Genomic DNA, 25,088 nt, shown 5'->3' with positions numbered 1-25,088 from the left:
TTGTGTTAAAGCCTAAGCGCATTAAGCAAACTCATGAAAAAATACCTGCAACTGCTCCGCATTTCCAATTACCTGAAGAATGGCTACATATTTATGCCGGCATTTTTCTCAGGAAGGCTGCTTGAACAGTCCGTTTTTATCAACAGTTGCATCGCTTTTGCAGCTTTTTCGCTGATGGCCAGTGCCATTTACATCCTCAATGATTTGATGGATATCGAAGAAGACAAATTGCATCCGGAAAAAAAATTCAGACCCATCCCTTCCGGTCTGATCAGCAAAACCCAGGCTTACCTGCTCATGGGTTTACTGGCTATGGCATCATTAGGTATTGCTTATTATCTCGAAGCATCTTTAACCTATATCATCGGCGCTTATCTACTGATTAATATTTTCTACTCTATTAAGCTAAAGCATTTTGCCATTATTGATATTGCCATCATCAGTATTGGTTTCATTCTGCGTATTGAAGCAGGCAGTGCTGCTACGGGTATTGAAATCAGTAAATGGCTGATGATGATGGTATTCCTGCTCTCCATGTTTCAGGCCCTGGCCAAACGTATGGATGATGTGGTAATGAACACCGACAGTCAGGTAATTGTTCGCAAATCCGTTGATGGTTACAGCTTAGAGTTTCTGCGTATTGGCATCTCTATTTTGAGTGCTGTCTTGTTTGTTTGTTATCTCATGTACATCACTTCGCCGGAAATTGAAGCGCGTCTGGGTACTGATGCCTACTATACAGCTTTACCGGTTTTGTTGGGCTTGTTTCGTTACCTACAGCTCTGCTATGTTCACAGCCAGAGCGCATCACCCGTGAAAATTCTGATCAAGGATCATTTCATCAAGTTCACGATTCTAGTTTGGATACTTTCATTCGCCTATCTGCTTAAATACAGTTTGCCATGAGCAATGCACAACGCAGGCTTGCAGAAAAAGCTTACCCTTTTTTATTTGTACTCGCGATTACCTATATGCTGGCCAGAACCTGGTCACTGCTAATGCAACCCGTACTAGTAAAAGTATTGCCCTATGCATTCCGGGATGATGATTTTTTCAGTTTCAGCAGCGGACATATCAGAAGAGGACTCATTGGAGAGTTTTTATACCTGCTGCAGCGTAATGGCATCAATAGCATTATTGTATTTACTGCCTTATTGCTACTTGCTTATGTAATCGTATATGGTAAAATTTTCTTCCGCTTATTACAGACATTACCACTCACAGAGCGCTATCTGCTCTTGCTCACACCTTTTGTGATGAATATGGGTATTGACAGAGAGCTGTTTATTCTATTGCCGCTTGTTTGGTTTTACTATCGCAAACAAACAGATCTTGTTTTCTATCTCATCATTGCAGTGATTCTCTTTATTCATGAAATTGCTTTGTTGTTCTATCTACCATTTATCGCTGCATTGTTTCTGAAAACAAGTCCGCTCAAAAAAATCCAGAGGACACTTGCTATCGGTAGTATACTTACTGCTTTAATTATCCTTTTTGGCATCAAAGAACATATCACCAATACGTTGGAGCTGAGCTTTTGGCCAACACAAGGCGTAACCGGTCTCACACAAACCTATCTCTACACTTTCGGCGGAATGCCCGTTTCTGCTTTATTACGTAACCACGGCAGTATTCTTTTATTGAACATAGAAACACTGTATGCCTTACCAGGCATATTGCTCTTTCTGGCATATAGCTTTAGTTGCCTAAACAGAAAACAATGGCTTCCGTACACTACTTTGTTTTATCTGGGCGTGAACGCGCTGTTTTTCATTATGACCATTGACTACGGCCGCTACTTCTATCACTTGTTCTTTCTCTACCTCTTTTTACAAACCAGCGGCTTGGCTGAGAAAGCTGAAACTACGCTCAAAACTATTTCAGCACCAATGATTGGCAAATGGATAGTACGCTTACCGAAATTCACTATACAGCAATACCATATCTGGATTTTGTTACTCTTTATCAACGCGCCTATTGGTTATTGGGTAAGACATACCGAACTTTCACCACGTTGGTGGCAGGAAATTGAATTTCTAATTACCCAGTTTAACACCTGATGCAGGATCAACAACCCATATCAAACAGTATTGCATTCTTTGACTTTGACGGCACCATCACCGACAGAGATATTTTTTTCGATTTTATTTTCTACAGACTTCGTAAAGGACTGCCTATTTGGAAAATGATTCAGGCCCTGCCTGTACTGGCTGCTTATCTACTCAGAATGTTGGACAATGAAACCGCCAAAGAAAAAATCTTTGGCAGTTTATTTCGCGGTGAGCAGCTCGCTGTTTTTCAAAATATGGTGCAGGATTATTACCAGACAGTTTTTACCAATCGCATCAGGCCGGCAGCTTTGGAGAAAATTCAATGGCACCAATCAGCAGCACATCGTGTGGTGATTGTGAGTGCGAATTTTAGTTGGCTGATACAACCTTTTGCAGCTACACATCAATTGGACCTCATCGCTACCGAAGCAGCCATCGATCAGCAAATCATCACCGGAAAATTTGCTACACCCAATTGTTATGGTGAGGAGAAAGTACGCAGAATTCGCGCTACTATCGATAACCTCAATGAATATCAAGAGATATATGCTTATGGCGACAGCAAGGGTGATCATGCACTCTTGCAAATGGCCACAAAACCATTCTACAAGGTTTTCTGATGCTTTGGCAGATAGATGATTCTGTATAAGAGATACAGGAAAAGCATAATACCTGCATACAAATAAGATTGTGCTGCGTTAATGAACGGATATTCTGCAAGCGCATTGGTAATGGTGAAGCAATTGCTCACCAGCAGATAAGACAAGGCCAATATCCAAACTGCTTTTGGTTCTCTTACCCAAATCAAGGGTAGTGCCGCAGCAAATAAACCAATTACAACCCCATAGTGATGCTCCCAGGCTACGGGTGATGCGGCTGTTGCTGATAATATCATGATGCCGATATCCCAGTAACTAGCTTTAGCGCCAGCACGTACAGGCAAAATGAAAGCACCCAGTAATAGCAAAACAGTAACCAGTAAACTTCCATAATACACCACAGGATGAAAAGGTGCAAAGCCTTTTGCATCCCAGTATAAATTATTACCATTGAACAACCATCGGTTCAGCAATCCATTCATTGACTGATTGGCATAAAAGCCTTCACCAATTTTGGAAATATGGCTTAGTACTTTCAGATAAGCCAGGTTTTGTTCCAGTCCGAATAAATACAAAGCAGTAAATCCTCCTATTGCAAGCACAACAAACATGTTAATGGCAAAGCGCCATTCTTTGCGCAGAGCAGCCCAGAACAACAACAAACCATATTGCGGTTTACACAAAACAGCAAGCCCAATTAACCATCCGGCACTTGCTTTCTTTTGCTGCATCCAGTTCCATAGTGCTGCAGTTACCAAAAGATTGATCATCACTTGCAGCTGCCCCAGCGTGAATCCTTTCATCACCGGATAAAAATGCAGGATCATCAAACTACCCAATACAATAAAGCCATTCTTGTCTTGCTTCGTAAGCACAATCCCATTATCCAAAATCGCTTTGAGAGCGATACGTATTGCAAAATAGATGGTGGCAGGAATAGCCAGCCAGGATAATAGATGCAAGACAAACAAAATCTTTTCAGGCGATTGCAAGAGCATGCGCAACGCATACAATGGAATCAATGATGTGAGGGGATATTGAAACTTTACTTTTTCAATAAAGAATAGCTGTTCATAAACAGGCGTCTTGCTTTGCAAGAGTATATCCAGCGCTTTGCTCATTGGCATCCAGGAATCATCGCCGGAACGGAATAGGGTAAATTTGCGCAAATCATCTGTGACGGTAGTTTGATACGTATCAGAAAAATATGCCGCTACATCAATCAGCAGTTCAACGCCAAAAACGGATAACAAAGCAAAAAGAAAAAGCCTTTTCAAAAAAACAGATCGTTCCGCCGGCATATAGAAATTTTCAGGTATAAACGAGGAGGCCTAATATTAATTGCGCCTCATTTCTGGCAATATATAAAACAAAAAAGCAGCTATGCATTGAATCTGCATAACTGCTGATGAATTGCTGTGGGCCCAACTGGGCTTGAACCAGTGACCCTCTGATTATGAGTCAGATGCTCTAACCAACTGAGCTATAGGCCCTGAGAACCAATAAAGGTTACTCGCAAGGCGGCAAAAATAGAGAAATCAGGCTAAAAATGATAGCTGTTGGATTAAAGTCGCAACAACTCTGCTTTCAAAAACTGCTCAACCGATGCATATTTCTTCCGCAACACCACGAGATCATCCGGAATAGCATCCAGATTGGTTCTGTTTTTGGCAGCCAATTCTATCTGGTGCGATAAATGAAACAAATCTGGCACCTGCACCACAGAAACCGAGGATTTTGCATAGTGTGCAGATTTCTGTACCTGATCCCAATCCTGCATGGCAATGGCTTGCTCAATCTTTGCAATGGTCTCAGGCATGCTTTGCAAAAACATATTAATGATGGTTACCTTATAGTCTTTATCGTCACCAGCCAGTTCATACAACATAGAAAGGTCAACCTGAACATCTCCGCTAGAAACAGGCGCAGCCTTTGGCGCTTCTACCACAATCTCGGGCACAGGTGCTACAGGTACTTCAGCCACAGCTGCAGGAATTTCTTCGCGTTTGCTGAATACTTCGTTCAGGGTTGCATAAAATGCATCCAGCCCAAATGGCTTGGCCAAACAGCCATCCATCCCGGCTTCAGCAAACTTATCGCCCTCTTCTTTGCTGCTCCAGCCTGTCATGGCGATGATTGGAGTCTTTAACTGCAACTCTGCTCGGATGATGCGTGTTGCTGTAAAGCCATCCATTTCTGGCATATTGATATCCATCAAAATGATGTCGTAGCTCTTTTCTTTCAGCAGTTGGATGGATTCTATTCCGTTTCCGGCAATATCCAGCAGGGCGCCGGTGTCGGCAAGAGAATGCTTGATCAGCATCTGGTTCACAAAATCGTCTTCCACCACCAGAATTTTCTTGCCCTGCAGCATTGGGTTGTTCATGTACAAGATTTTACCCCTGAAGCAGCTGATTTAGGCCTGCATATCAGGTTATTTTCAATGCGTAAATTAAAACTAATGACCCATTTCAGGCATGTTTTTTTACATCTTAAGCAAAAGCTAAGGCATTGATTTGGCGTATTTTTAACCCTTTCCGTGCCCGCAATTCTATTATTTTTGCCCCCGCCACAACTATTAGCTGGTGCGTAGCACCCGAAAAACACGAAGATGAAAAAAATCGTACTACTGCTTAGTCTTGTTTCCTGCACGGTTGGCTTTGCCCAAAAAACAGCAAGCAAGAAAGAAAAAACAAAAAAAGATTGGTCAAAGCTTGACTTTAGCAATCGTTCAGCCGATCATTTTATGCTGCAATATGGTTCTGACAGCTGGACTGGTGGACCTGATTCCATTCGTACCAAGGGTTTCAGCAGACATTTCAATATGTACTTTATGGTTGATAAGCCATTTAAGACTGATCCACGCTTTAGCGTAGGCCTCGGTGCTGGTATCGGCAGCAGCAATATCTTTTTTGATAAAATGAATTTTGATCTGAAAGCAGCTACAACGCGTTTGCCTATTCGCAATGTGGCAGACACCAATCATTTCAATAAATACAAGCTCACCACTATCTATGGTGAGATTCCTGTTGAACTGCGCTACTTCAGCAATCCAGCAAACCCCAACAAATCCTGGAAAGCAGCATTGGGCGTACGTATTGGTACCATTTTACGCGCACACACCAAGGGCAAGGATTATGTTACCAAAAACGGCGTATCTATCTATGATAACCGCTTTGTTGAAAAAGAAGTTAGTCGCCGTTTCCTGAATGGCACCAAGATTGCCCTCTCTGGAAGAATCGGTTATGGAATTTTGTCGCTGCATGCCACTTATCAGGTAAGTACTGTATTCAAAGAAGGCCTTGGCCCTGAAGTAAGGCCGCTGTCTATTGGTTTAACCATCAGCGGATTATAAGCAAGACACACAAGATTTTTTGAACCATTCCCAAGGGAATGGTTTTTTATTTCGGCATGGCCCGAAATCAATTCATTTACCTTTGCCGCAAAACCAATCAGCTTGATTGAGAAACAACATAAGATTAAGGGAGAAGAGAGAGCCGTACTAGTAGGATTAGTGCAGAAAGACCAGACCTATGCACAGGTTGAAGAATATCTGGATGAACTCGCATTCCTTGCCGATACTGCCGGAGCAACATCTGTTAAACGCTTCACACAGAAAATGCAGCATCCAGACAGCCGCACATTTGTAGGCAAGGGCAAGCTGGAGGAGATACGTGATTATGTGTTAGGTAGAAATATAGACCTCATCATTTTTGATGATGAACTAACCGGATCACAGATCACCAATATTGAAAAAGAGCTCAAGGTTAAAACCATCGATAGAAGTGATTTGATCTTGGACATTTTCGCCCGCAGGGCCAGAACAGCGCAAGCCAAAGTACAAGTGGAATTGGCTCAATACCAATACCTCTTACCAAGGTTAAAAGGTATGTGGCAACACTTGGAAAGACAAGGAGGTGGTATTGGTACACGCGGCCCCGGTGAAACTGAAATTGAAACAGACCGTCGTATTGTAAAAGATAAAATTGCCTTGCTGCGCAAGCGTTTGGCTGAGATTGATAAGCAATCCTTCACTCAACGCAAAGACCGTGGTGAATTCATCCGTGTATCACTCGTTGGTTATACCAACGTAGGTAAGAGTACACTGATGAACCTGCTCAGCAAGAGTGAAGTATTTGCAGAAAACAAACTCTTCGCAACGCTGGACACCACTACACGTAAAGTGGTTTTTGAGAACACACCATTCTTGTTGAGTGATACCGTAGGTTTTATCCGTAAGCTGCCACACCACTTGGTAGAAAGTTTCAAGAGCACACTGGATGAAGTACGCGAAGCGGATATTCTTTTGCATGTAGTAGATATTTCTCATCCGCAGCATGAAGACCAGATTGGTGTAGTGAATAAGACATTACAGGAATTGAAAGCTTTTGACAAACCCATCCTCACCGTTTTTAATAAGATGGATTTGTATGAAAGCAAGAATTTCGACGAATGGTTGCCCGATGATGTACGCATAGAAATTCTACGTGAGCTGCGCGAAAAATGGGCGCATATCACCGATAATAATTGCGTATTTGTGTCTGCATTAGAGCGAAGCAATATTGAAGCTTTACGTACCTCCATCATGGAAAAAGTACGCGCCATGTATCAAGTGCGGTACCCTTATAAAACAGTGTATTTCTAATGAGTAAGTTGGTCTGGACCAAAGTGGCTGAAAGTCTGGCGGAGATTCGCTGGAATGAGCGCAATCTGGCCATCGTAGAAGCGGAAGGTCAGGTCTTTACAATGGCGCGTTTTCAGGACCAGGTTTTTGCCTGTGCACACAAGTGCCCACATGCCAGCGGCATCATGGCCGATGGGTTTATTGATGCAAGGGGGCAGGTGGTTTGTCCGCTCCACCGCTACCGGTTCGATCTGCGTAATGGCCGTAATACCACCGGTGAAGGCTATTACCTGCGCACGTATACTGTAGAAATCAGGGAAGATGGGGTATTTCTGGGCCGGGAACAAAAAGGCTTGTTTGGCTGGAGCTAAAAAAATGGCCTTAGATTTTGCTGACAATCATTTTTCCCTATTTTTGCTGCCCCGAATCCAAACGGATAAGGTAGGATTCCTTAGTAGCTCAGTTGGTTAGAGTCCCGAAACTTCGGGATTAATCAGAGGAGTCAAAGGGACGGAAAATATTCCTCAGTAGCTCAGTTGGTTAGAGCATCTGACTGTTAATCAGAGGGTCACTGGTTCAAGTCCAGTCTGAGGAGCAAACCCCCGACAAGCAATTGTTGGGGGTTTTGTTTTTTGATTGAGACTTGCGAATACAACACTTAAAAATAATTTGTCCATAATCATATTCATCGTAATATTGCGATGAAATGGGCATTACTAAGACAATAGACTACAGCAAACAGGAACTGGAAATAGCCCGCTATGCCAAGGCATTAGCGCACCCGGCGCGTGTGGCTATTCTGCAATTACTCCTGAAAAAGCAGGCATGTGTGTGCGGCGATATTGTAGACGAGCTACCCATTGCGCAATCAACCGTATCACAACACTTGAAAGAACTGAAAGATGCAGGCCTCATCAAAGGCAATATTGAAGGTGTTGCTACCTGCTATTGCATTGATGACAAAGCCTGGAACAAAGCCGTAAGCCTGTTAAGTGGCCTGCTGGGTAAACAACCGATTTTACAACAAAGCTGCTGCTGATTTTTTTTACACTAATTCATCGCATTATTACGATTAACCTTAAAACAATCAATATGAAAACAGATGCTGAACTGAAAGCCCTTGTACGTGAAAAGTATAGTGAGATAGCACTGCAAGACAAAGCTACCAATATGTCTTCCTGTTGCGGCGCAGGCGGTTGCTCTACAGAAGTCTACAATATCATGTCGGATGATTACAGCAATTTAAATGGTTATACCGAAGCAGCAGATTTGGGTCTGGGTTGCGGAATGCCTACTCAGTTTGCACAAATCAAACCCGGCGATACTGTGATTGATTTGGGCAGTGGCGCAGGTAATGATTGCTTTGTGGCACGTCATGAAACTGGTGTGAGTGGCAAAGTAATTGGTATCGATTTTACACCTGCCATGGTGGAGAAAGCCCGCGCCAATGCAGAAAAACTCGGCTACAATAACGTTGAGTTCAGACAAGGTGATATTGAGCAAATGCCCGTAAGTGCAAATATGGCTGATGTGATTGTGAGCAATTGCGTATTGAATCTTGTACCCAATAAAGATGGCGTATTCAAAGAAATCTATCGCGTTTTGAAACCCGGCGGCCACTTCAGCATTAGTGATGTGGTACTGGTAGGCAATCTGCCTGCAGCATTACAACAAGCCGCTGAAATGTACGCGGGCTGTGTATCAGGCGCCATTCAGAAAGATGTGTATCTGGAACTGATTCGTATCAATGGATTTGAGCAAGTTACCATTCAGAAAGAAAAACCCATCATCATCCCTGATGATATCTTACAGCAATACCTGAACGCTGAACAATTGGCTCAATTCAAATCAAGTGAGCTTGGTATTTTCAGCATCACCGTTTTTGCACAAAAACCATCAACCGAAAAAACCAACTGCTGCACACCAGGATCTGGTTGCTGCTAAACAAAAGACTATGTCGGCCAATAACTGCGCACCTGCACACGAAAGAAAACAACTCGGGTTTCTGGACAGATACCTGACACTATGGATTTTTCTGGCCATGTTGGCCGGGGTAGGCATCGGCTATTACATGCCTGAATCATCCGATTATGTAAAAACACTTTCCTCAGGCACCACCAATATTCCATTAGCCATTGGTTTGATCCTGATGATGTATCCGCCTTTTGTGAAAGTGCGTTATCATTTATTAGGTGAAGTGTTCCGCAATACCAAAGTGCTGGGCGCTTCACTTTTCCTGAACTGGATTATTGGCCCCATACTCATGTTTGTACTGGCTATTTTCTTTTTGCAGGATTATCCTGAATACATGACGGGATTAATTCTGATTGGTCTGGCACGTTGTATCGCCATGGTGATTGTATGGAACGAACTGGCTGAAGGCAGTCGCGAATATGCAGCCGGCTTGGTAGCACTCAATAGCATCTTCCAAGTTTTGCTGTATAGCGTCTACGCTTATGTATTCATCACCCTACTACCACCGCTTTTTGGATTTACCGGTGCAGTTGTAGCAATCACAATCGGTGAAATTGCGCAGACGGTTGCTATCTACCTCGGTATTCCCTTTGCTGCAGGCTATCTCACACGTTGGTTGCTGATAAAAGCAAAAGGTGAAAACTGGCTCAATGAAGTATTCATTCCGAAGATCAGTCCGATTACATTGATTGCCCTGCTTTTCACTATAGTAGTCATGTTCAGCCTGAAAGGGAAAGCCATTGTACAGATTCCGATGGATGTTTTGCGCATTGCGCTTCCGCTAATTATTTATTTCGCCATCATGTTCTTCGTGAGTTTCCTGATTGGCAAAAAACTAGGCGCAGATTATGCAACCAATACTTCCATTGCATTTACTGCAGCAGGCAACAATTTCGAGTTGGCTATCGCGGTTGCTATTGGTGTATTTGGTATTCAGAGCGGACAAGCATTTGCTGGCGTTATCGGTCCGCTGGTAGAAGTGCCAGCGCTGATTATTCTGGTAAAAGTTGCATTCTGGTTAAGAGATCAATTCTATCGTTCAAAATAAATGTATGAAAACAATTCTTGTACTCTGTACAGGCAATAGCTGCAGAAGCCAGATTGCCCATGGTTATTTAGCAAAGTTTGCAGGCAACAAAGCCCAGATTCTCAGTGCTGGTGTGGAAACACATGGTGTTAACCCAAGAGCCATTGCCACCATGCAAGAAGATGGGGTTGATATTTCGCACCACACTTCCAATAATGTGTTGGAATATCAGGGACTGCCCGTTGACTTTGTCATCACAGTTTGTGATAACGCCAAAGAACGTTGCCCGGTCTTTCCAAGTGCAGCACAAAAATTCCATTACAATTTCCCTGACCCAGCAAAAGCAACGGGTACAGAAGAGGAAATCATGGCACAGTTCCGTAGCGTGCGCGATATGATCAAGACCTATTGCGCAGATTTTGTAGCAGCCAATCTGTAGTACCACTTAATCGTTGTCCTCAAAATGCAGGTGCTGGTGATGTGCGCCTGCTGCGAGGTGCAAGGCAAAACTGGCGATGGCTGTATCCTTCAATACATTGATGAGGGCAAACACCTTCATCTCTTCCATACCTGCATTGAGGTAATTAGGCAGGTGCACGGTGAGTATGAAGAAGAAGAGAAAACCAGCCAATAAATAGCTGGCCAGCTTCACATAATAATTGAAGATAAATGAGAAGCCTACCAGTATAAAACAGATACCAACGAGATAAGCCCATTTAATGCCACCCGGTAAAAAGAAGGGCACATAAACTAAAAGATCGTTGGGTTTCATGAGGTGATAACTACCAATGCAGATCAAAACGATGGCCAACAGATAAATGGCGATACGGGATACCACATGGTATTTGCTTAGATCTAAACGCATGATATAGGGGTTTGGTTACCATAAGGTACAACAAGCCCAAACGCAACTGCGCTTTTGTGTCAGCTTCACCAACAAGTATCTCAACAAAATTTTCTCGCTTACTGCGCAATCAAACTAATGGCAAAACCACCACCGGCTGCCATACGCAACAACAACTTATCGTCTTTTTGCACTATACGCTGTTCAATTGTATAGGCTTCAGGGTTCTTGGCATAATCGGCATCAGCAGCATCCCGATAAATACTTGCACGATATGTTTTGCCCGTCTCCAAAAAATCTAAGACTATTTCCTGCTGACGCGATTGCTCATCGGTTATACCGCCAATAAACCAATCCGATTTTGCTTTTGCCCTTCGGGCGATGGTAATGTAATCACCAGGCTCAGCAAACAGCACTTTCGTCTCAGACCAATTCACGGGTACATCCTTGATAAATTGAAACGCATCTAAATGTTGTTCGTAATTCTCAGGAAGATCAGCAGCCATCTGCATAGGACTATACATCGTAACATACAAGGCCAGCTGTTTGGCTAAAGTAGATCGTACTCTTTGTTTTCGAGCCGGCACAAACTGATTCAACTGCATATGAAACAAACCGGGTGTATAATCCATGGGGCCACCCATTAACCGCGTAAAAGGCAGAATGGTATTGTGCGCAGGCGTAATACCCAAAGTTGGTGCATTGTTGAACTCCGCTCCGCGGGAAGCTTCTGCAGCCATGAAATTTGGATATGTTCTGTGCAAGCCCGTTGGCCTTACTGGTTCATGTGCATCAATCATGATGCCATATTTCGCGGCTTTCTGAATAACGCGATTATAGTGATTCACCATCCATTGACCATCATGGTGTTCTCCGCGTGGAATGATTTGCCCAACATAACCAGTTTTCACCGAACGCATATTGTGGTTAATCATAAACCGATAAGCTGTATCCATCCATCGTTCATAGTTAGTAGCGGCACCTGATGTTTCGTGATGCATGATGATTTGCACATTCTTTTCTTTGGCATAAGCCACCAAGTGATTGATATCATAATCAGGATAGGGCGTAATAAAATCAAACACATTTTCTTTCCAGTGGCCAATCCAATCTTCCCAACCTATGTTCCACCCCTCAATCAACACCCCATCAAAACCATGCTGTGCTGCAAAGTCGATGTAACGCTTCACATTAGCTGTATTGGCACCATGCTTACCTCCTGCCAATTGCCAGGTTGCTTTACCAATATGCATCTCCCACCACATACCCAGAAATTTTTGGGGACGAATAAAATCGGTTTGCGGTAATGCATTGGGCTCGTTTAAGTTCAGAATAGTTCTAGACAGTAATAAGTCTGCAGCACGATCACTCACCAATACAGTACGCCATGGGGTTGAAAAAGGTGCATGCACATAGGCTTTGTTACCAACGGCATCCGGCACTAGTTGTGAAACAAATGTTTTTGCAGCAGGCTGATACAATAACTGCATGGCAGGATAATTCACCAAAGCCGCTTCATGGATATTAATGTACAAACCATCTGCGGACTTCATCTGCAAAGGGGTTTGTACCCCTGTTTTACTAAACCGCGTTGTTACCAGAATATCTTTCTCTTTTGCGCCGGCTTTGAACGCATCAATTGCAGAAAGCTTGGTTTGCTCATAAGCGTATTCATTGGTATCATAATCGCCGGGAATCCAGAAAGCAGTATGATCACCCGTTAGTCGAAATTGTGTTTGCTCATCCTGAACAACAAAATAATCTATGCCATTCTGCTGTGGAAACACATATCGAAAACCAACACCATCTGCAAACACTCGAAACTGAATATCTATTTTCAGGAATGGGGTATGTATTTGTTGCAGATGCAGCACCAACTGCGCATGGCTATTGAGAATGGCATCTTCCTCACCCCAAATGGGTTGCCATCGCTCATCAAATCTACTTGTATCAACTCCCAGTAATTTGAATCGATTCAGCACTGTAGCCGGCTTATTGATTTTAAATGAAAAGCTGGAGGGTAATACAACCTGCTTACCCTTAAACTGAACAGCGTATGTAACCACTCCATCAGGCTTTACTTCGGTGCTTAACTGTACAAACTGTTTACTGATAGTAATTTTTTGTGCACTTACATTAACAGCTAATATGCTGATCAACAGCAATAAGATGATTCTTTGCATATACAGGAATTCACTACAATGAATGTACTGCATTCAAACGAGTAAACCTATGCAGCATAAGACAGTCAAACCTCTATGCCGCCACTCAGTAAATCAGCAAAGATTCTTTTACTCGCCTCTAGCTTATGGTATTTTGGAGAAGGCCTGTTTGGTCCACTCTTCGCAGTATTTGCTGAGAAAGTGGGCGGTGATATCATGGATATTACCTGGGCATGGTCTTTATACCTGATTGTAACAGGTATTGCTTATGTGGCTATTGGCAAACTATTCAACAGAACCAAATGGAAATCAAAACTCATTGTGATTGGTTATGCTTTGAACACCCTATTTACCTTCGCTTATTTACTTGTAGATAATACTATTGATCTATTGCTGGTGCAGGTTGGACTTGGCCTAGCCGAAGCAGTTTCCACACCTGCATGGGATGCTTCTTTTGCATCTGAGCTCGAGGACACGAATGATACTTTTCTGTGGGGTATCGCCAACGGACAATCCTTTTTTGTATCAGGCATTGCGATTGCGATTGGAGGATTGATTGCGAATTATATCTCCTTTGATGCGCTTTTCATATTAATGGGTAGCATTCAATTCCTGGCAACCATTATTCAGGCAAGGACCGCATTTGGCAAAAGCCATACAATTACTGCCAATCCTGGCTTGTAATAGCATAAACCACATTCAAACGACTTGCTTCTCCGTAATACGCCACTTCTTCCTCGCCTATGAAACGAGCTCCCAATTTTTCCATGGCTTTTCTGGAACGAATATTATTGGCACCAACATGGAAGATGATGGTATCTGCATATTGCAATGCATGTGTAATCATTAAATGCTTGACGGTTCGATTATAAGGCTTTCCCCAGCAAGACCTACTGAAAAAAGTATACCCAATTTTTACTTCACGTTGCTCAGGCAGATAATCATAAAATCTACTGCACCCAATAACAGCACCTGTTGCCGCATCGGTAATTAATAGCGCACCTTTTGATTCCATGGCACCTGTGAAATAATTGGTGAACACTTCTCGCTTGTATCTGTCCGGATTGGGATGTTGTTCCCAAATCAATGGATCAGCTGCTACTGCATACAAGGCTTCAAAATCAGCTGCCTGCAATGGGCATAAATGCACTAATTCATTTGAAAGATTTGGTTGCCAATTGGGTTGCATAAATTTATTTTAATCGGATAGTTGCTACCACCGGTAAATGATCTGAAAATATTTGAGGGAGCACTGCTGCACTGTGTATTTTCTTGACTGCATGTTTTTGCACAAACACATAATCAATTTTTTTAGTAGGTTTTTCTACCGGATAAGTATACGCTTGCGTATTGGTACAATCCTGAAAAGCAGTTGTCAGTAACTCTATGGCACCCGTTCCCGGCTCTGCATTCATATCACCTGTAAGGATTACAGGCATTGTGTATTGCTGAAATGTATGCACCAATTCCTGCGCTTGTTGTTTTCTGGATGCTGCATCCCGATAATCCAGATGTACTGTTGAGAATGCAACTGCACGCTTATTAATGGTAACAAATACTGTAAGCAAGGCCCTGGTCTCCTGTTTACCCATACTCTGCAGCGAAATTCTATCATGATGTACAGAGTCGATGGGATATCTGGATAAAACCGCCAAGCCATACGCACCACCATCAAATGCAAAATGCCTGCTGAAAATACCATGCATTCCGGTTATCTGTTTCAGTTGCTCCAGCTGATCCACTTTACCAGATCTGTTACAAACACTATCAACTTCCTGCAAACCAATTAAACCCGCACCTGATGATTTGATCCATTCAGCCATTGGCTTCAACTGATCTTTGTTCTGCGCATCCTGTGCGATATGAATATTATAAGAAAGAGCTTGCACCTTTTGCGCCTGCAAGACTGAGCAGCTCAAAAGCATAAAAACTAACAGTGTAGTAATTCTTTGATTCAGCATGTACATCTAAGATAAACATCTGTTGCATAAAAAACCCCGCTCCGCAAAAGCAGAGCAGGGCACCTAAACAAACCAAAACACTGGCTTGCATCATCCATGCGTATACCCTTTGATCAGGTATAACGCTATGATAACCGCTATCAGACAAATTGCAGCAACCAGCTGCGCCCACATGAGGCGTCTGTCACGGGTATTATTTTCCGTTTCCATGTAAAGAGTTTATCGTGAATAAAAATGTTCAACCATTCACGATAACTGGGGAGGAGGCGTAGGAACTTTTTTGAATACTTTTTCAGCTGCAAACTGTTCTGCATCATTAAATGCAGCCAATGGTTCAGCTAACTGACTGCATTGCACATGACAATGCAATTGCTCATCGCAAACACTGTCTTTAGAAAAATCAGGAATCAGGTTGGCACTACTTTGGCCATGTTGCTTTTCCTTATCAGTAATAGAATCTGAAACCAGCCCTACCAGCAGGGTAAGTAAATTTTCACGGTAAATACCTTCTTTACTCACACCCAGATCTGGTGAACCTGGATCATTAAAGCTTACACTATTGAGCAGCAGAAAACAGGCCAGACTCACCCAGAGTCTGTGTAATATCCAATGTTTATATGCTGCTAATTGAAACATGAAATGCCTGATGAATAAAAAAAGAATTTTGCCTTGCTACACTACAAAGTGCAAAGCTCATACAGGCGGCTGAAAAGGCAGGGAAAGCGGATCTTCCGGTAATGTTGTATCGAAAGGATACTGATGCTGCGGCAATTGTGTTTCTGCTGTAACAAATTCAGCATGCTGAATTGCTGTCATAAAAACATCTGATTGATCATCACCATCTTTTTCGGGGCCATCTGGCAACTCCTGATCATCGGGCATTGTGGCCATGCAGGCAATAGAAGCTTGCTCCTGCGGAAAAACTGCTATACCCATTTGCATAGTCATGCTCATCAGTACCAAGAAAGCACCAATCAGGCAAAGCAATGGATATCTTCTCCCGTTAAACATGACTAATTAAAGAAACAAACTTTATACCAACTTATTGTGCAGGTCTAAAAAACAATTTATACAAACCATGCCTGCCCGGCATTTTACTGACCCGATTTCACTTCCAAATCTTCGGGCTTGGTTACATCTATCTGATAACCACCCTTGTACTCCTTCACTTTCCCTTTGACACAGATCTCTTTATTGAGTAAAAATTCTTCCGGCTTCCAAGTAAAATTTTTTCGGCTATCTCCGTCAATGACTACAGTCATTTTCTGATTAGGGTATTTTCCACCCAGGTTGATCAGGGTTAATTGACGTGCTGAATTGTCCAGGAATCGGGCACTATATACTTTATCACACACTTTTACTTCCTTACCAACATATTTGGCGATATCATCGATACTGATAGTTTCCTGTGCTTTAGCAGCCAGACCCAGAAAGCATACAAAAACAAACAGCAATAGTTTTCTCATACAAATCGATTTGAGCAGGCAATTTCGGGAATCAGCGGGAATTTTGTCTACCTAATCTATAGCTATTGATCCATACAAATGCTATTGCAAGCAATACCAATACAACGCCCAATGTGGTAAGTTTTTCCAAGAGGGCGAGTCTTGGACCCTGCGAAGCGTGAATACCCCATAGGGCCCAGGCAATCACCAATGCCGGTGCAATTGTTCGCTTGCCGAAAACAAAGAAGAAAGCCAATATGATGGCTATGATGATCATGATTGCACTCCACTGATAGGATGCAATACCAGCACCATCCCAACGCAGTTTAACAAGCAGGGCCGTCACATTGGCGATAGTGGCCACAGATATCCAACCCAGGTATACTGTAAAGGGTGTCCACAACCAAAATTGTTTTCTGCCTTGCATATCCCGCGCAAGCGGATAGGCTTTGATGAATAAAACAATGAGTGTAACCAGAAAAGCCAACATGATCAATAAAGAAATGGTCATTTGCAGGTAGTGCCAAGCCAGAATCCATCCTGCATTCCAGATACAGGTGAGTTGGAAATATGGATTTACTGTATTGATATAGGCCTTTGTTGCAGCATCTGTTTGGTAACGTATTTCATACAAAGTTACCTGAGTGGTATAACCAATGATGAGTAAATAAATCACCGACCAAATACTGAACGTAAAACCAGCAGGCACAAAATAGTTTGGATACAAACCGGATATCTGTCCGGTATTCATACCATTGATGGGCAGCACATTGGCCAGGGTATTCACCGTCAATACCAGTATCAACAATAACCAGTTAATGAGTATACGCATGTGTGCAGTTTTAAAACCAGCCTCTTCTTTTAAAAACCCAAAGCATCCAGCCAGGCACAATCAGCATCAAACCTACGGCAATAAAAAAGCCATATTGATGATGCAGGTAAGGAATACGATCGAAGTTCATACCGAAAATACCACCAATCACCGTTGCAGGCGCAAGTAAGCAGGTTACTATCGCCATTACTTTCATCACTTCATTCATTCGCAGGTTAACATTACTCAGGTAAAGATCCTGCAAGTTCATCATCATATCGCGATAGCTCTCTACCAATTCAGATGCCTGTACAATGTGGTCATAGATATCTTTAAAATATTTTGTGGTTCTATCTTCCAGCAACTCACTTTCGCTGCGGATAAAACCATTCACCAAATCTCTTACTGGACCTACATTTCGCTTTAATACAATCAATTCTTTACGCAGGTTGTTGATCTCGGCCAAGGATCTGGTATTACTATGGCGAATGATTTTCTCTTCCAATACCTCAATGCGCTCACTTAATTGCTCCATCACCAGGAAGTAATGATCCACAATCATATCCAGCATCATATAACAGAGATAATCTGCTTTGCTCTGTCTGAGTTTGCTATTCGCAATTCGGAGCTTTTCGCGAAGTCCGTTAAACACATCCCTACTCGCATCCTCTTGAAAAGAGATCACAAAATCCTTTCCCAGCACAACACTGATTTGCTCCACTTCAACTGCACCGCGCTGCTCGTTGAAATAGAGCATATTCAATAAACAAAAGAGTACATTGTCAATTTCATCCATCTTAGGTCTTTGCCCAACACTGATGATATCCTCTACAATCAGGTAGTGAATCCCGAAATGCTGGCAAACCGTCTCAACATCTGTTTTGCGGATGCCGTCAATATTGATCCAGGTAATATTGTTATTGTCTCTGAAAGGAAAACAGGTAGCTACTGAATCTGTTTGCTGTTCATGAAAATGATCACCATTGTAATCATAGATCATCACCTGAACCTCTTTGGCTTCCTGCCGAACAGGCGGAATGGTTGGATTCACATGAAAGATATCCCGGGTTCGCTTTGTGTTAAAAGCACTGAGCGGATTAAGGTATTTCAGGTATCTGCCTGCAGCAAGATTTGACATAGCATGAAGTTAAATCTTTGTAACAGATTCAAAAGCATGACTTTGGTTATTGTTTGTACCGGCACCCTACAGTATTTTAGTGAAAAGCCTTATATGAAACTTGCCCAATCGTTTGCCACAGAGCTGGAATATGAAGCAGGTATTACCATCAAATTTCTTGAAAGAGTGCCTTTGGATCGTTTTGACTGGGCACCGCACGAAAAAAGTATGTCGATCGGCCAATTAGCCAACCATATTGCTGAAATGCCTGCATGGATACCCATTACCCTCAACAGCACTGAGCTTGATTTTGATCAATTCAAGTTCACGCGTTGGAATTATCGGGACAATACAGCATTAATCAATGCATTTAGTGCAGCGGTTCAGGAAGCAAACAAACTATTCTTAGCAACCAGCAACGAGGCATTCATGGATTTGTGGACTTTACGCCGGGGCGAGCACATCACTTTCACCCTGCCCAAAGCGGCAGTGATCAGAAACAATTGCCTGAACCACCTCTACCACCACAGAGCCCAACTGAGCGTATACTTGCGCCTGCTGGATATTCCTGTTCCGGGTGCATATGGACCTAGTGCAGACGAAAAACGTGCCAGTTAAGCCGGTGGTTTTTGATATATTTATTGTCCTATGGTTACACTCGCATTCTACAACCTCAAAGGTGGTGTTGGCAAAACTGCTTCCACCATAAATCTGGCCTACCTGTCGGCTAAAGCTGGTTACAATACCCTTGTGTGGGACCTTGATCCGCAGGGATCTGCCTCATTTTATTTGGGTGCCGAAGCGCAGATGAAGAATGAATCAAAGAAACTGTTGAGCAATGAGCTTTCATTGACTGAAGCTGCCATACCGACTGCCTATCCAAATCTTTCTGTTATTCCTGCAGATTTATCCGCGAGAAATGCAGATGTGCTGCTAAGTGAACTGAAGCAATCCAAAAAACGTATTGGACAACTCTTACAAACGCTCAAGAAAGATTATGATGTAGTGATATTGGATTGTCCACCCGGCATCTCACTCTTGCATGAAAACATTTTTCATGGCTGCGATTGGGTATTGATGCCGAATATTCCAACCACTTTATCTATTCGCTCTTACGAAACTGTTGCTGATTATTTTAAAGAGAATGGTTTAGACCTCAGTAAACTGAAATGCTTTTTCAGCATGGTGGATCATCGCAAAAATCTGCACCACGAAACCATGCAAAGTTTTTATAAAGACAAAGTATTCTTTAAGAACTATGTGCCTTATTTGAGTGATGTAGAAAAGATGGGAACACATCAGGCACCACTGGAAACCTTTGCTGCCAGTAGTTATGCTGCTGCCTGCTACCGCGATCTCTGGAAAGAAATTAGCAAGCATTGTATTCAGTAAAGAAGACAGAACCAAGTATTTAGAAGATAGCTGCAGCGAAACCTGCATACAAACAAAAACCAAGCAACCATGCACAAATCCATCACTTCCTGGTATAGTCCGGCATTAGGTACGGAAATGCCGATTGTCACATATGGCCATTATGGCTTTGCCCTTTTGTTGATTCCAACTGCTGCTGCAGATTATCTGGAATATGAGCGCTTTCAAATGATTGATGCATTGGCACCCTTCATCAACAGCGGAAAGATGAAAGTGTACAGTATCAACAGCATGAATAAGGAAAGCTGGCTGAATAATGAAATGGAACCAGCGCACAAAGCCATTCGCCACAACCAGTTCAATGAATATGTATTCAATGAAGTAGTGCCTTTTATCCGCAATAGCAGCAGCAATGACACCATGGTCTATACCTGCGGCGCTTCCTTTGGTGCACTACATGCCATGAACCTCTTCCTGAAAAGACCAGATATTCTCAACGGTTGTATCAGTATGAGCGGTGTATATGCACTTACTGAATACACAAAGGGTTTCTGGGATGAGCAAGTCTATTACAATAGCCCAGAGCATTATATTCCGCATTTGTCGGACCCCTGGTATCTGGATAAGATCAAATCATCACACCATATCCATATTTATAGCGGCAGTGGAGATTATGAAGACCCAAATGCATCGCGCAGAATTGCAGATATCCTTGGCGCCAAAGGCATCTGGTGCGATCTGGATGTATGGGGCGCTGATATCAAACACGACTGGCCAACCTGGCTGGCCATGCTACCCTATATCATCGGCACAAAATTCTAGCCAACATATTTGCAAAAAAGCCGTTAATACAACCAATCAGCCCCTGCCATTTGCCGGGGCTGACTTAATATTACAGCTTTAAATGCCGGATTTGAGTACACTGCTACGAAGCTTCTTAATTGCTTGCATCATTTTTTGCTCTGCACAAACCCTGTTTGCGCAAAAATTGGTTCGTATTTGCGGCACTGTATATGATATTACTGCAAGAAATCCAATCGAAGCTGTTGCCGTAATTGCTAAATCGGGCAGGGGTACCATCACCGATTCTTTGGGTCAGTATTGTATCAATGTGCCAGAAAATGATTCTATCTGGTTTCAGCTGATTGGCAAATCCACCAAAAAGTATGCAGTAGATACCATTACCAACTACGACAATTTTAATGTGTCTGTCTATGTACGCGCCACTGAATTGCCTGCGGTAAGGGTAAGAAACAATTATTACAGGTACGATTCTATACAGAACCGGCAGGACTACGCGAAATATTTTGATTTCAGAAAACCCGGCTTACGTGTGACCAATGCATCTCCGCTCAGTGGCGGAGCAGGTATGGGTTTTGACTTAGCAGAACTGATCAATGTGTTTCGTTTCGACAGAACAAGAAGATTAGAAGCACTGCAAAAAAGATTGGTGGAACAGGAGCATGAGAAATATGTAAACTATCGCTTTAGTAAACAGTTTGTTCGTAAGATCACCAAGCTTCAATCTCCCGAACTGGATACTTTCATGCTACGCTTTCGCCCCGATTATGAAATGGTACAAATCATGAATGATTTGGAATTAGGCTACTATATCCAGAAATGCTACGAAACATTCAAGATGAACCGCCGCAGAGCGTACAATCCTATGCGAAGAAGGGATGATTGATTGCGTACAATCCATCACCCCTTCAGTACTAACTATTTTGAAATTCAATTACTGTATCGCTACCACAGGCACCTGTAAAGCAGCACATCGTTCATTCAATTTCTTCACACGAGATTTCAGTTCATTAAGCACATTGGCATGTTTTTGCCAAATAGTATCCAACTCCTGATAACGGGTTTCTTGTCCCTTGGTTACATAAGGAATATTGGCATCCATCTCACCTTTGAGGAAGATATAATCTGCTGTAAGCTTATTTACATAATTGATGATATCATCATTGGATTTGGCTTTGGTTTGTACAAGTTCTGCTTCCCACAGATTAATATCCTTGATCAACGATGCAATTTCCTGATGCAAATCGCCATACTGATGCTGTTCCTTGGTTTGCTCCTGTAATTGCGTTAATTGATTACGCACTTTACGCATTTGCGTGATGCTGGCATGAATGGTATTTACAGAAGCTTCTACTTTACTGGCCAGTTGATGTTGCGCTTGATAGTCTGCTTCACTCGCTTTGATACGCGGATCGGCTTTCAGCTGAAAACTAGTTGTAGCAGATTGATTGCCGTAAGTGAGTACAGCGCTGTACTGTCCGGGTATGGCCCTATGCCCTTCATACATACCTTCAATGAATACACCATCCACACCGTTCACTGTTGGATAACGCAAATCCCATACAAAACGATTGATGCCGGGTTTTGTACTCAACAAAGGATCAGATGATGGACCACCCGGATAATCGCCAATAAAGTTTTTGTCTGGCGATGTGCTATAGGTTCTTACCACTTCACCTTTGGCATCTCTGATGGTTAATGTCAATGTTGCATCTGATTTCACTGTATCCGGTAATTGATAGTGCAGAACAATCCCTGATGCAGGATTCAAACCCGTTCTTCCCTGCCAAGGTGTTTCATATGCTTCTTCGGGTAGATTCCTATCGAGATAACTACCACCTGAAACACGATAGGCGTTTTCCGGTGTAAACAATACAAATTGATTTTGCTTAGCAGTATTGTATTGTCTCAGCAAATGCAGGTCATCCAAAATCCAGAAGGAGCGACCCATGGTAGATGCCAGCAGATCGCCCTGATGCACTTTCAGATCAGTGATAGGTGTAATCGGTAAACCCAATTGTGTTTGTTGCCATTGTGCTCCACCATCAATTGATATATACAAACCAGTTTCGGTACCTGCAAACAGCAAACCCTTTCTTTCAGCATCTTCACGAATACATCTGGTATATGCACCATAAGGAATACCATTGGTAATCTTGCGCCAGGTTTTTCCTTCATCATTGGTTACATACAAGAGCGGTTGAAAATCGTTGAACTTGTACTTGGTTGCAGCAATGAATACTGTTGCCGGATCATGTGGTGATACCTCAATGCAATTAATCAGTGCTTCACCTAAATCTGCCGGACCAACACGTGCCCAAGTTTTACCACCATCTTTTGTCAAACTCAACACACCATCATCACTACCTGTCCAGATAACCCCTGGCACAGTTGTTTCTGTTACATAAGCAATGGTGCAATAATTTTCACCGCCAGCACCTTCATTGGTATAAGGTGTACCACTAATGCCCATTTTGCTGGTATCGTGCGTGGTGAGGTCTGGTGAAATGGCCTCCCAGCTTTTTCCAAAATCCTTGGTTTTAAACAAGACATTACCTGCATGATAAAATGTATTGGGTTCATGCTTACTCCACACAATAGGTGCATTCCAGTTAAAACGATACTTCATGTCTTTAGGCTGCAAAGCCTGATATTGAATAGGCGCAGGCATGATGTATTTGCCTTCACCACTTGCTGCATCTTGAATTTCAATCGTGCCCTGATAACTACCACCCACTACATATTTTGGATCATCGGGATTGAAAGCAAGAAAAGCACTTTCGCCTCCTGCAGAATAGGTCCAGTTACGTTCACCAATAGACCACCCACCCGGATTGCGTGATTGAATTTTCACAGAGCTATTGTCCTGCTGTCCGCCGTAGATATTGTATGGAAACAAATTGTCCGCATTCACTCTGTAAAACTGTGCTGTTGGCTGATTGTCTTGTGTGCTCCAAACTTTACCGCCATTAAACGTAATAGCTGCACCACCATCATTGGCGATGATCATGTTCTTGTTATTGCTTGGGTTGATCCATAGCTGGTGATAATCGCCATGTGTACCACTGAGATAGTTCCAAGTTTTACCACCATCCGTTGATTTGAGTCCCGGCGAATTCAACACGTACACTGTTTGCTCTTCCTGTGGATCTGCAAACACTTCAATATAATACCAAGCTCTTTGTGTTAGGCGATGATCATCACTTACCCTGCTCCAATTCTTACCTGCATCATGGCTGGCAAATAAACCGCCGGTTTCTTTTTCTGTATCGCTTTCAATCAACGCGTACACAGTTTCACTGTTGGCACGAGAAACACTAACACTCATCTTACCCATTTCAGTGGGCAGGCCTTTCTGCATTTTCACCCAGGTGTCGCCACCATCTGTACTCTTATACAAACCACTGCCCTTTCCACCACTGCGTACTTCCCAAGGCAGGCGACGATAATCCCACATAGCAGCATAGAGTATACGTGGGTTGTTCGCATCCAAATCCAGATCGGCACAACCAGTATTATTATCTACATACAAAACTTTTTTCCAGTTCTTACCGCCATCTACAGATTTATAGACACCGCGTTCTTCATTAGGACCATGTAATGCACCCTGCGCAGCCACGTACACCACATCAGGATTTTGCGGATGAATACGTATCCATGAAATATGCCGCGTAAGCGCCAGACCAAGATGGGTCCAGGTTTTACCAGCATCGGTTGATTTGTACACGCCATCACCATAACTCGTCATCACGCCACGCGGCGCATGCTCGCCCATGCCTACATAGACCACATTTACATCACTCGGAGCTACTGCTACTGCGCCAACAGAACCCGTTTTAAAATAACCATCAGAAATATTGTTCCAAGTTTGTCCTGCATCCATTGTTTTCCAAACGCCACCACCTGTGGTACCCATATAATAAACCAAAGGCTGATTTGGTACACCTGTTGCTGTTACAGAACGTCCGCCTCTGAACGGACCAATATTGCGAAATCTTGCTGTTTTAAAAAGACTATCCCAAACGGGCTGTGATTCTTTAGCAGCAACAGGGTTGGCTTGTTTTGCGGTTGATTTTTTCTGAGCAGACAAAGGCAATACTGCAAAGGCAAGTAAAGCCGGGAGAAGCATTTTTTTCATGTACAAAAGATGAAACAGAAAAGTACTGCAAAATGGCATAAAACAAACACCCATGGGTTACATGGGTGCGCTTGTTGGTATCAGGTTTATCAACCCTGCCGGGGGATGCAGGTATTGACCTTAGCAAAAGAGGAGATCTATAGGATATGTGGTTGGTTCATAG

28 protein-coding genes and 2 tRNA genes are annotated in these 25,088 nt (G+C 42.8%); 16 read left to right on the top strand and 14 right to left on the bottom strand.

What is annotated here, in order from left to right:
- Window positions 1–33 precede the first annotated feature (33 nt).
- From J0L83_11270 to J0L83_11260, 3 genes are read left to right on the top strand one after another with little or no spacing between them, the layout of a single operon-like run.
- Entirely contained in the window at window positions 34–906 is an 873-nt protein-coding gene (locus tag J0L83_11270; GenBank protein MBN8665149.1) for a UbiA prenyltransferase family protein, read from the top strand.
- Complete coding sequence (locus tag J0L83_11265) at window positions 903–2,060, top strand: hypothetical protein (protein ID MBN8665148.1); 1,158 nt, start codon at window positions 903–905, stop codon at window positions 2,058–2,060. Before J0L83_11270 ends, J0L83_11265 begins: the two co-directional genes overlap by 4 nt.
- A complete protein-coding gene (locus J0L83_11260) occupies window positions 2,060–2,671 on the top strand; it encodes a haloacid dehalogenase-like hydrolase (protein MBN8665147.1) in 612 nt (203 codons plus the stop codon). Before J0L83_11265 ends, J0L83_11260 begins: the two co-directional genes overlap by 1 nt.
- Here J0L83_11260 and J0L83_11255 read toward each other — a convergent pair.
- The 3 genes from J0L83_11255 to J0L83_11245 all read right to left on the bottom strand — a co-directional run bounded on the left by J0L83_11255 (window position 2,656) and on the right by J0L83_11245 (window position 5,036).
- Window positions 2,656–3,951 carry a DUF2029 domain-containing protein gene (locus J0L83_11255; GenBank protein ID MBN8665146.1) on the bottom strand — a complete coding sequence of 432 codons (1,296 nt, stop codon included), beginning with the start codon at window positions 3,949–3,951 and terminating at the stop codon, window positions 2,656–2,658. The two genes, J0L83_11260 and J0L83_11255, sit on opposite strands and share 16 nt — an antisense overlap.
- 118 nt (window positions 3,952–4,069) lie before the next feature.
- A tRNA-Ile gene (locus J0L83_11250) sits at window positions 4,070–4,143 on the bottom strand.
- Between the two features lie 71 nt (window positions 4,144–4,214).
- Window positions 4,215–5,036 (bottom strand): response regulator, encoded by an 822-nt coding sequence (locus tag J0L83_11245; protein MBN8665145.1) that lies wholly within the window; start codon window positions 5,034–5,036, stop codon window positions 4,215–4,217.
- Window positions 5,037–5,261: 225 nt separating this feature from the next.
- Between J0L83_11245 and J0L83_11240 the strand changes: the two genes are divergently transcribed.
- From J0L83_11240 to J0L83_11205, 8 genes are all read left to right on the top strand, one after another.
- Window positions 5,262–6,005, top strand: a complete 744-nt coding sequence (locus J0L83_11240; GenBank protein ID MBN8665144.1) for an outer membrane beta-barrel protein — start codon at window positions 5,262–5,264, stop codon at window positions 6,003–6,005.
- A 102-nt stretch (window positions 6,006–6,107) separates the two neighbouring features.
- Window positions 6,108–7,295 carry a GTPase HflX gene (hflX, locus tag J0L83_11235; protein ID MBN8665143.1) on the top strand — a complete coding sequence of 396 codons (1,188 nt, stop codon included), beginning with the start codon at window positions 6,108–6,110 and terminating at the stop codon, window positions 7,293–7,295.
- Window positions 7,295–7,645, top strand: coding sequence for a nitrite reductase (NAD(P)H) small subunit (locus J0L83_11230; GenBank protein ID MBN8665142.1), 351 nt, complete (start codon window positions 7,295–7,297; stop codon window positions 7,643–7,645). The genes hflX and J0L83_11230 overlap by 1 nt, the downstream gene beginning before the upstream one ends.
- A gap of 150 nt (window positions 7,646–7,795) precedes the next feature.
- Window positions 7,796–7,869 (top strand) — tRNA-Asn (locus J0L83_11225).
- Window positions 7,870–7,980: 111 nt separating this feature from the next.
- Complete coding sequence (locus J0L83_11220) at window positions 7,981–8,313, top strand: winged helix-turn-helix transcriptional regulator (GenBank protein MBN8665141.1); 333 nt, start codon at window positions 7,981–7,983, stop codon at window positions 8,311–8,313.
- 53 nt (window positions 8,314–8,366) lie between these two features.
- Entirely contained in the window at window positions 8,367–9,218 is an 852-nt protein-coding gene (locus tag J0L83_11215) for an arsenite methyltransferase (protein ID MBN8665140.1), read from the top strand.
- A 10-nt stretch (window positions 9,219–9,228) separates the two neighbouring features.
- Window positions 9,229–10,296 (top strand): ACR3 family arsenite efflux transporter, encoded by a 1,068-nt coding sequence (gene arsB / locus J0L83_11210; GenBank protein MBN8665139.1) that lies wholly within the window; start codon window positions 9,229–9,231, stop codon window positions 10,294–10,296.
- Window positions 10,297–10,300: 4 nt separating this feature from the next.
- Window positions 10,301–10,714, top strand: a complete 414-nt coding sequence (locus J0L83_11205; GenBank protein MBN8665138.1) for an arsenate reductase ArsC — start codon at window positions 10,301–10,303, stop codon at window positions 10,712–10,714.
- Window positions 10,715–10,720: 6 nt separating this feature from the next.
- Here J0L83_11205 and J0L83_11200 read toward each other — a convergent pair whose 3' ends face one another.
- Together J0L83_11200 and J0L83_11195 are read right to left on the bottom strand one after the other, a co-directional pair.
- Window positions 10,721–11,140 (bottom strand): hypothetical protein, encoded by a 420-nt coding sequence (locus J0L83_11200; GenBank protein MBN8665137.1) that lies wholly within the window; start codon window positions 11,138–11,140, stop codon window positions 10,721–10,723.
- A gap of 98 nt (window positions 11,141–11,238) precedes the next feature.
- On the bottom strand, window positions 11,239–13,302 hold the full coding sequence (locus tag J0L83_11195; protein ID MBN8665136.1) for a glycoside hydrolase family 97 protein: 2,064 nt from the start codon (window positions 13,300–13,302) through the stop codon (window positions 11,239–11,241).
- 75 nt (window positions 13,303–13,377) lie between these two features.
- Between J0L83_11195 and J0L83_11190 the strand changes: the two genes are divergently transcribed.
- A complete protein-coding gene (locus J0L83_11190) occupies window positions 13,378–13,965 on the top strand; it encodes an MFS transporter (GenBank protein MBN8665135.1) in 588 nt (195 codons plus the stop codon).
- Here the strand turns inward: J0L83_11190 and J0L83_11185 are convergent.
- The 8 genes from J0L83_11185 to corA form a co-directional block, all read right to left on the bottom strand.
- The gene (locus J0L83_11185; GenBank protein ID MBN8665134.1) at window positions 13,943–14,470 is read right to left on the bottom strand and encodes a GNAT family N-acetyltransferase; all 528 of its coding nucleotides are present in this window, start codon (window positions 14,468–14,470) and stop codon (window positions 13,943–13,945) included. The genes J0L83_11190 and J0L83_11185 overlap by 23 nt on opposite strands.
- Window positions 14,471–14,474: 4 nt before the next feature.
- Window positions 14,475–15,170: an endonuclease/exonuclease/phosphatase family protein gene (locus tag J0L83_11180; protein ID MBN8665133.1), complete on the bottom strand. Its 696-nt coding sequence runs from the start codon at window positions 15,168–15,170 to the stop codon at window positions 14,475–14,477.
- The gene (locus J0L83_11175; protein ID MBN8665132.1) at window positions 15,151–15,336 is read right to left on the bottom strand and encodes a hypothetical protein; all 186 of its coding nucleotides are present in this window, start codon (window positions 15,334–15,336) and stop codon (window positions 15,151–15,153) included. Before J0L83_11175 ends, J0L83_11180 begins: the two co-directional genes overlap by 20 nt.
- A 152-nt stretch (window positions 15,337–15,488) precedes the next feature.
- Window positions 15,489–15,878 (bottom strand): hypothetical protein, encoded by a 390-nt coding sequence (locus tag J0L83_11170; protein ID MBN8665131.1) that lies wholly within the window; start codon window positions 15,876–15,878, stop codon window positions 15,489–15,491.
- A 57-nt stretch (window positions 15,879–15,935) separates the two neighbouring features.
- Window positions 15,936–16,253, bottom strand: coding sequence for a hypothetical protein (locus J0L83_11165; protein MBN8665130.1), 318 nt, complete (start codon window positions 16,251–16,253; stop codon window positions 15,936–15,938).
- An 83-nt stretch (window positions 16,254–16,336) separates the two neighbouring features.
- Window positions 16,337–16,708, bottom strand: coding sequence for a hypothetical protein (locus tag J0L83_11160; GenBank protein MBN8665129.1), 372 nt, complete (start codon window positions 16,706–16,708; stop codon window positions 16,337–16,339).
- A gap of 31 nt (window positions 16,709–16,739) precedes the next feature.
- Entirely contained in the window at window positions 16,740–17,519 is a 780-nt protein-coding gene (locus J0L83_11155; GenBank protein ID MBN8665128.1) for a hypothetical protein, read from the bottom strand.
- Window positions 17,520–17,529: 10 nt separating this feature from the next.
- Window positions 17,530–18,636 (bottom strand): magnesium/cobalt transporter CorA, encoded by a 1,107-nt coding sequence (gene corA / locus J0L83_11150; protein ID MBN8665127.1) that lies wholly within the window; start codon window positions 18,634–18,636, stop codon window positions 17,530–17,532.
- A gap of 93 nt (window positions 18,637–18,729) precedes the next feature.
- Here corA and J0L83_11145 point away from each other — a divergent pair, with 93 nt between their 5' ends.
- From J0L83_11145 to J0L83_11130, 4 genes are all read left to right on the top strand, one after another.
- Complete coding sequence (locus J0L83_11145) at window positions 18,730–19,233, top strand: DinB family protein (protein MBN8665126.1); 504 nt, start codon at window positions 18,730–18,732, stop codon at window positions 19,231–19,233.
- Window positions 19,234–19,263: 30 nt separating this feature from the next.
- On the top strand, window positions 19,264–20,007 hold the full coding sequence (locus J0L83_11140) for an AAA family ATPase (GenBank protein MBN8665125.1): 744 nt from the start codon (window positions 19,264–19,266) through the stop codon (window positions 20,005–20,007).
- Window positions 20,008–20,076: 69 nt separating this feature from the next.
- Window positions 20,077–20,808 (top strand): esterase, encoded by a 732-nt coding sequence (locus J0L83_11135; GenBank protein ID MBN8665124.1) that lies wholly within the window; start codon window positions 20,077–20,079, stop codon window positions 20,806–20,808.
- Window positions 20,809–20,899: 91 nt separating this feature from the next.
- Complete coding sequence (locus tag J0L83_11130; GenBank protein MBN8665123.1) at window positions 20,900–21,673, top strand: hypothetical protein; 774 nt, start codon at window positions 20,900–20,902, stop codon at window positions 21,671–21,673.
- A gap of 48 nt (window positions 21,674–21,721) precedes the next feature.
- Here the strand turns inward: J0L83_11130 and J0L83_11125 are convergent, their stop codons facing one another.
- A complete protein-coding gene (locus tag J0L83_11125; GenBank protein ID MBN8665122.1) occupies window positions 21,722–24,925 on the bottom strand; it encodes a hypothetical protein in 3,204 nt (1,067 codons plus the stop codon).
- Window positions 24,926–25,088: the final 163 nt, after the last annotated feature.

This window comes from Chitinophagales bacterium, assembly GCA_017303835.1.
Classification (GTDB): domain Bacteria; phylum Bacteroidota; class Bacteroidia; order Chitinophagales; family Chitinophagaceae; genus JAFLBI01.
The sequence above is the reverse complement of the archived record's forward strand: the minus strand, read 5'-3'. Positions and strand labels throughout refer to the sequence as shown.

Bases quoted from the DNA above. Each gene is read 5' to 3' on its own strand.
- J0L83_11260 (MBN8665147.1), top strand. From the start codon at position 2,060: ATGCAGGATCAACAACCCATATCAAACAGTATTGCATTCTTTGACTTT.
- J0L83_11205 (MBN8665138.1), top strand. From the start codon at position 10,301: ATGAAAACAATTCTTGTACTCTGTACAGGCAATAGCTGCAGAAGCCAG.
- arsB (MBN8665139.1), top strand. From the start codon at position 9,229: ATGTCGGCCAATAACTGCGCACCTGCACACGAAAGAAAACAACTCGGG.
- J0L83_11220 (MBN8665141.1), top strand. From the start codon at position 7,981: ATGGGCATTACTAAGACAATAGACTACAGCAAACAGGAACTGGAAATA.
- J0L83_11200 (MBN8665137.1), bottom strand. From the start codon at position 11,140: ATGCGTTTAGATCTAAGCAAATACCATGTGGTATCCCGTATCGCCATT.
- J0L83_11215 (MBN8665140.1), top strand. From the start codon at position 8,367: ATGAAAACAGATGCTGAACTGAAAGCCCTTGTACGTGAAAAGTATAGT.
- J0L83_11145 (MBN8665126.1), top strand. From the start codon at position 18,730: ATGAAACTTGCCCAATCGTTTGCCACAGAGCTGGAATATGAAGCAGGT.
- J0L83_11240 (MBN8665144.1), top strand. From the start codon at position 5,262: ATGAAAAAAATCGTACTACTGCTTAGTCTTGTTTCCTGCACGGTTGGC.
- J0L83_11135 (MBN8665124.1), top strand. From the start codon at position 20,077: ATGCACAAATCCATCACTTCCTGGTATAGTCCGGCATTAGGTACGGAA.
- J0L83_11155 (MBN8665128.1), bottom strand. From the start codon at position 17,519: ATGCGTATACTCATTAACTGGTTATTGTTGATACTGGTATTGACGGTG.
- J0L83_11185 (MBN8665134.1), bottom strand. From the start codon at position 14,470: ATGCAACCCAATTGGCAACCAAATCTTTCAAATGAATTAGTGCATTTA.
- J0L83_11140 (MBN8665125.1), top strand. From the start codon at position 19,264: ATGGTTACACTCGCATTCTACAACCTCAAAGGTGGTGTTGGCAAAACT.
- J0L83_11175 (MBN8665132.1), bottom strand. From the start codon at position 15,336: ATGATGCAAGCCAGTGTTTTGGTTTGTTTAGGTGCCCTGCTCTGCTTT.
- J0L83_11255 (MBN8665146.1), bottom strand. From the start codon at position 3,951: ATGCCGGCGGAACGATCTGTTTTTTTGAAAAGGCTTTTTCTTTTTGCT.
- J0L83_11270 (MBN8665149.1), top strand. From the start codon at position 34: ATGAAAAAATACCTGCAACTGCTCCGCATTTCCAATTACCTGAAGAAT.
- J0L83_11265 (MBN8665148.1), top strand. From the start codon at position 903: ATGAGCAATGCACAACGCAGGCTTGCAGAAAAAGCTTACCCTTTTTTA.
- corA (MBN8665127.1), bottom strand. From the start codon at position 18,636: ATGTCAAATCTTGCTGCAGGCAGATACCTGAAATACCTTAATCCGCTC.
- J0L83_11160 (MBN8665129.1), bottom strand. From the start codon at position 16,708: ATGAGAAAACTATTGCTGTTTGTTTTTGTATGCTTTCTGGGTCTGGCT.
- J0L83_11190 (MBN8665135.1), top strand. From the start codon at position 13,378: ATGCCGCCACTCAGTAAATCAGCAAAGATTCTTTTACTCGCCTCTAGC.
- J0L83_11165 (MBN8665130.1), bottom strand. From the start codon at position 16,253: ATGTTTAACGGGAGAAGATATCCATTGCTTTGCCTGATTGGTGCTTTC.
- J0L83_11170 (MBN8665131.1), bottom strand. From the start codon at position 15,878: ATGTTTCAATTAGCAGCATATAAACATTGGATATTACACAGACTCTGG.
- J0L83_11125 (MBN8665122.1), bottom strand. From the start codon at position 24,925: ATGAAAAAAATGCTTCTCCCGGCTTTACTTGCCTTTGCAGTATTGCCT.
- J0L83_11230 (MBN8665142.1), top strand. From the start codon at position 7,295: ATGAGTAAGTTGGTCTGGACCAAAGTGGCTGAAAGTCTGGCGGAGATT.
- J0L83_11195 (MBN8665136.1), bottom strand. From the start codon at position 13,302: ATGCAAAGAATCATCTTATTGCTGTTGATCAGCATATTAGCTGTTAAT.
- J0L83_11245 (MBN8665145.1), bottom strand. From the start codon at position 5,036: ATGAACAACCCAATGCTGCAGGGCAAGAAAATTCTGGTGGTGGAAGAC.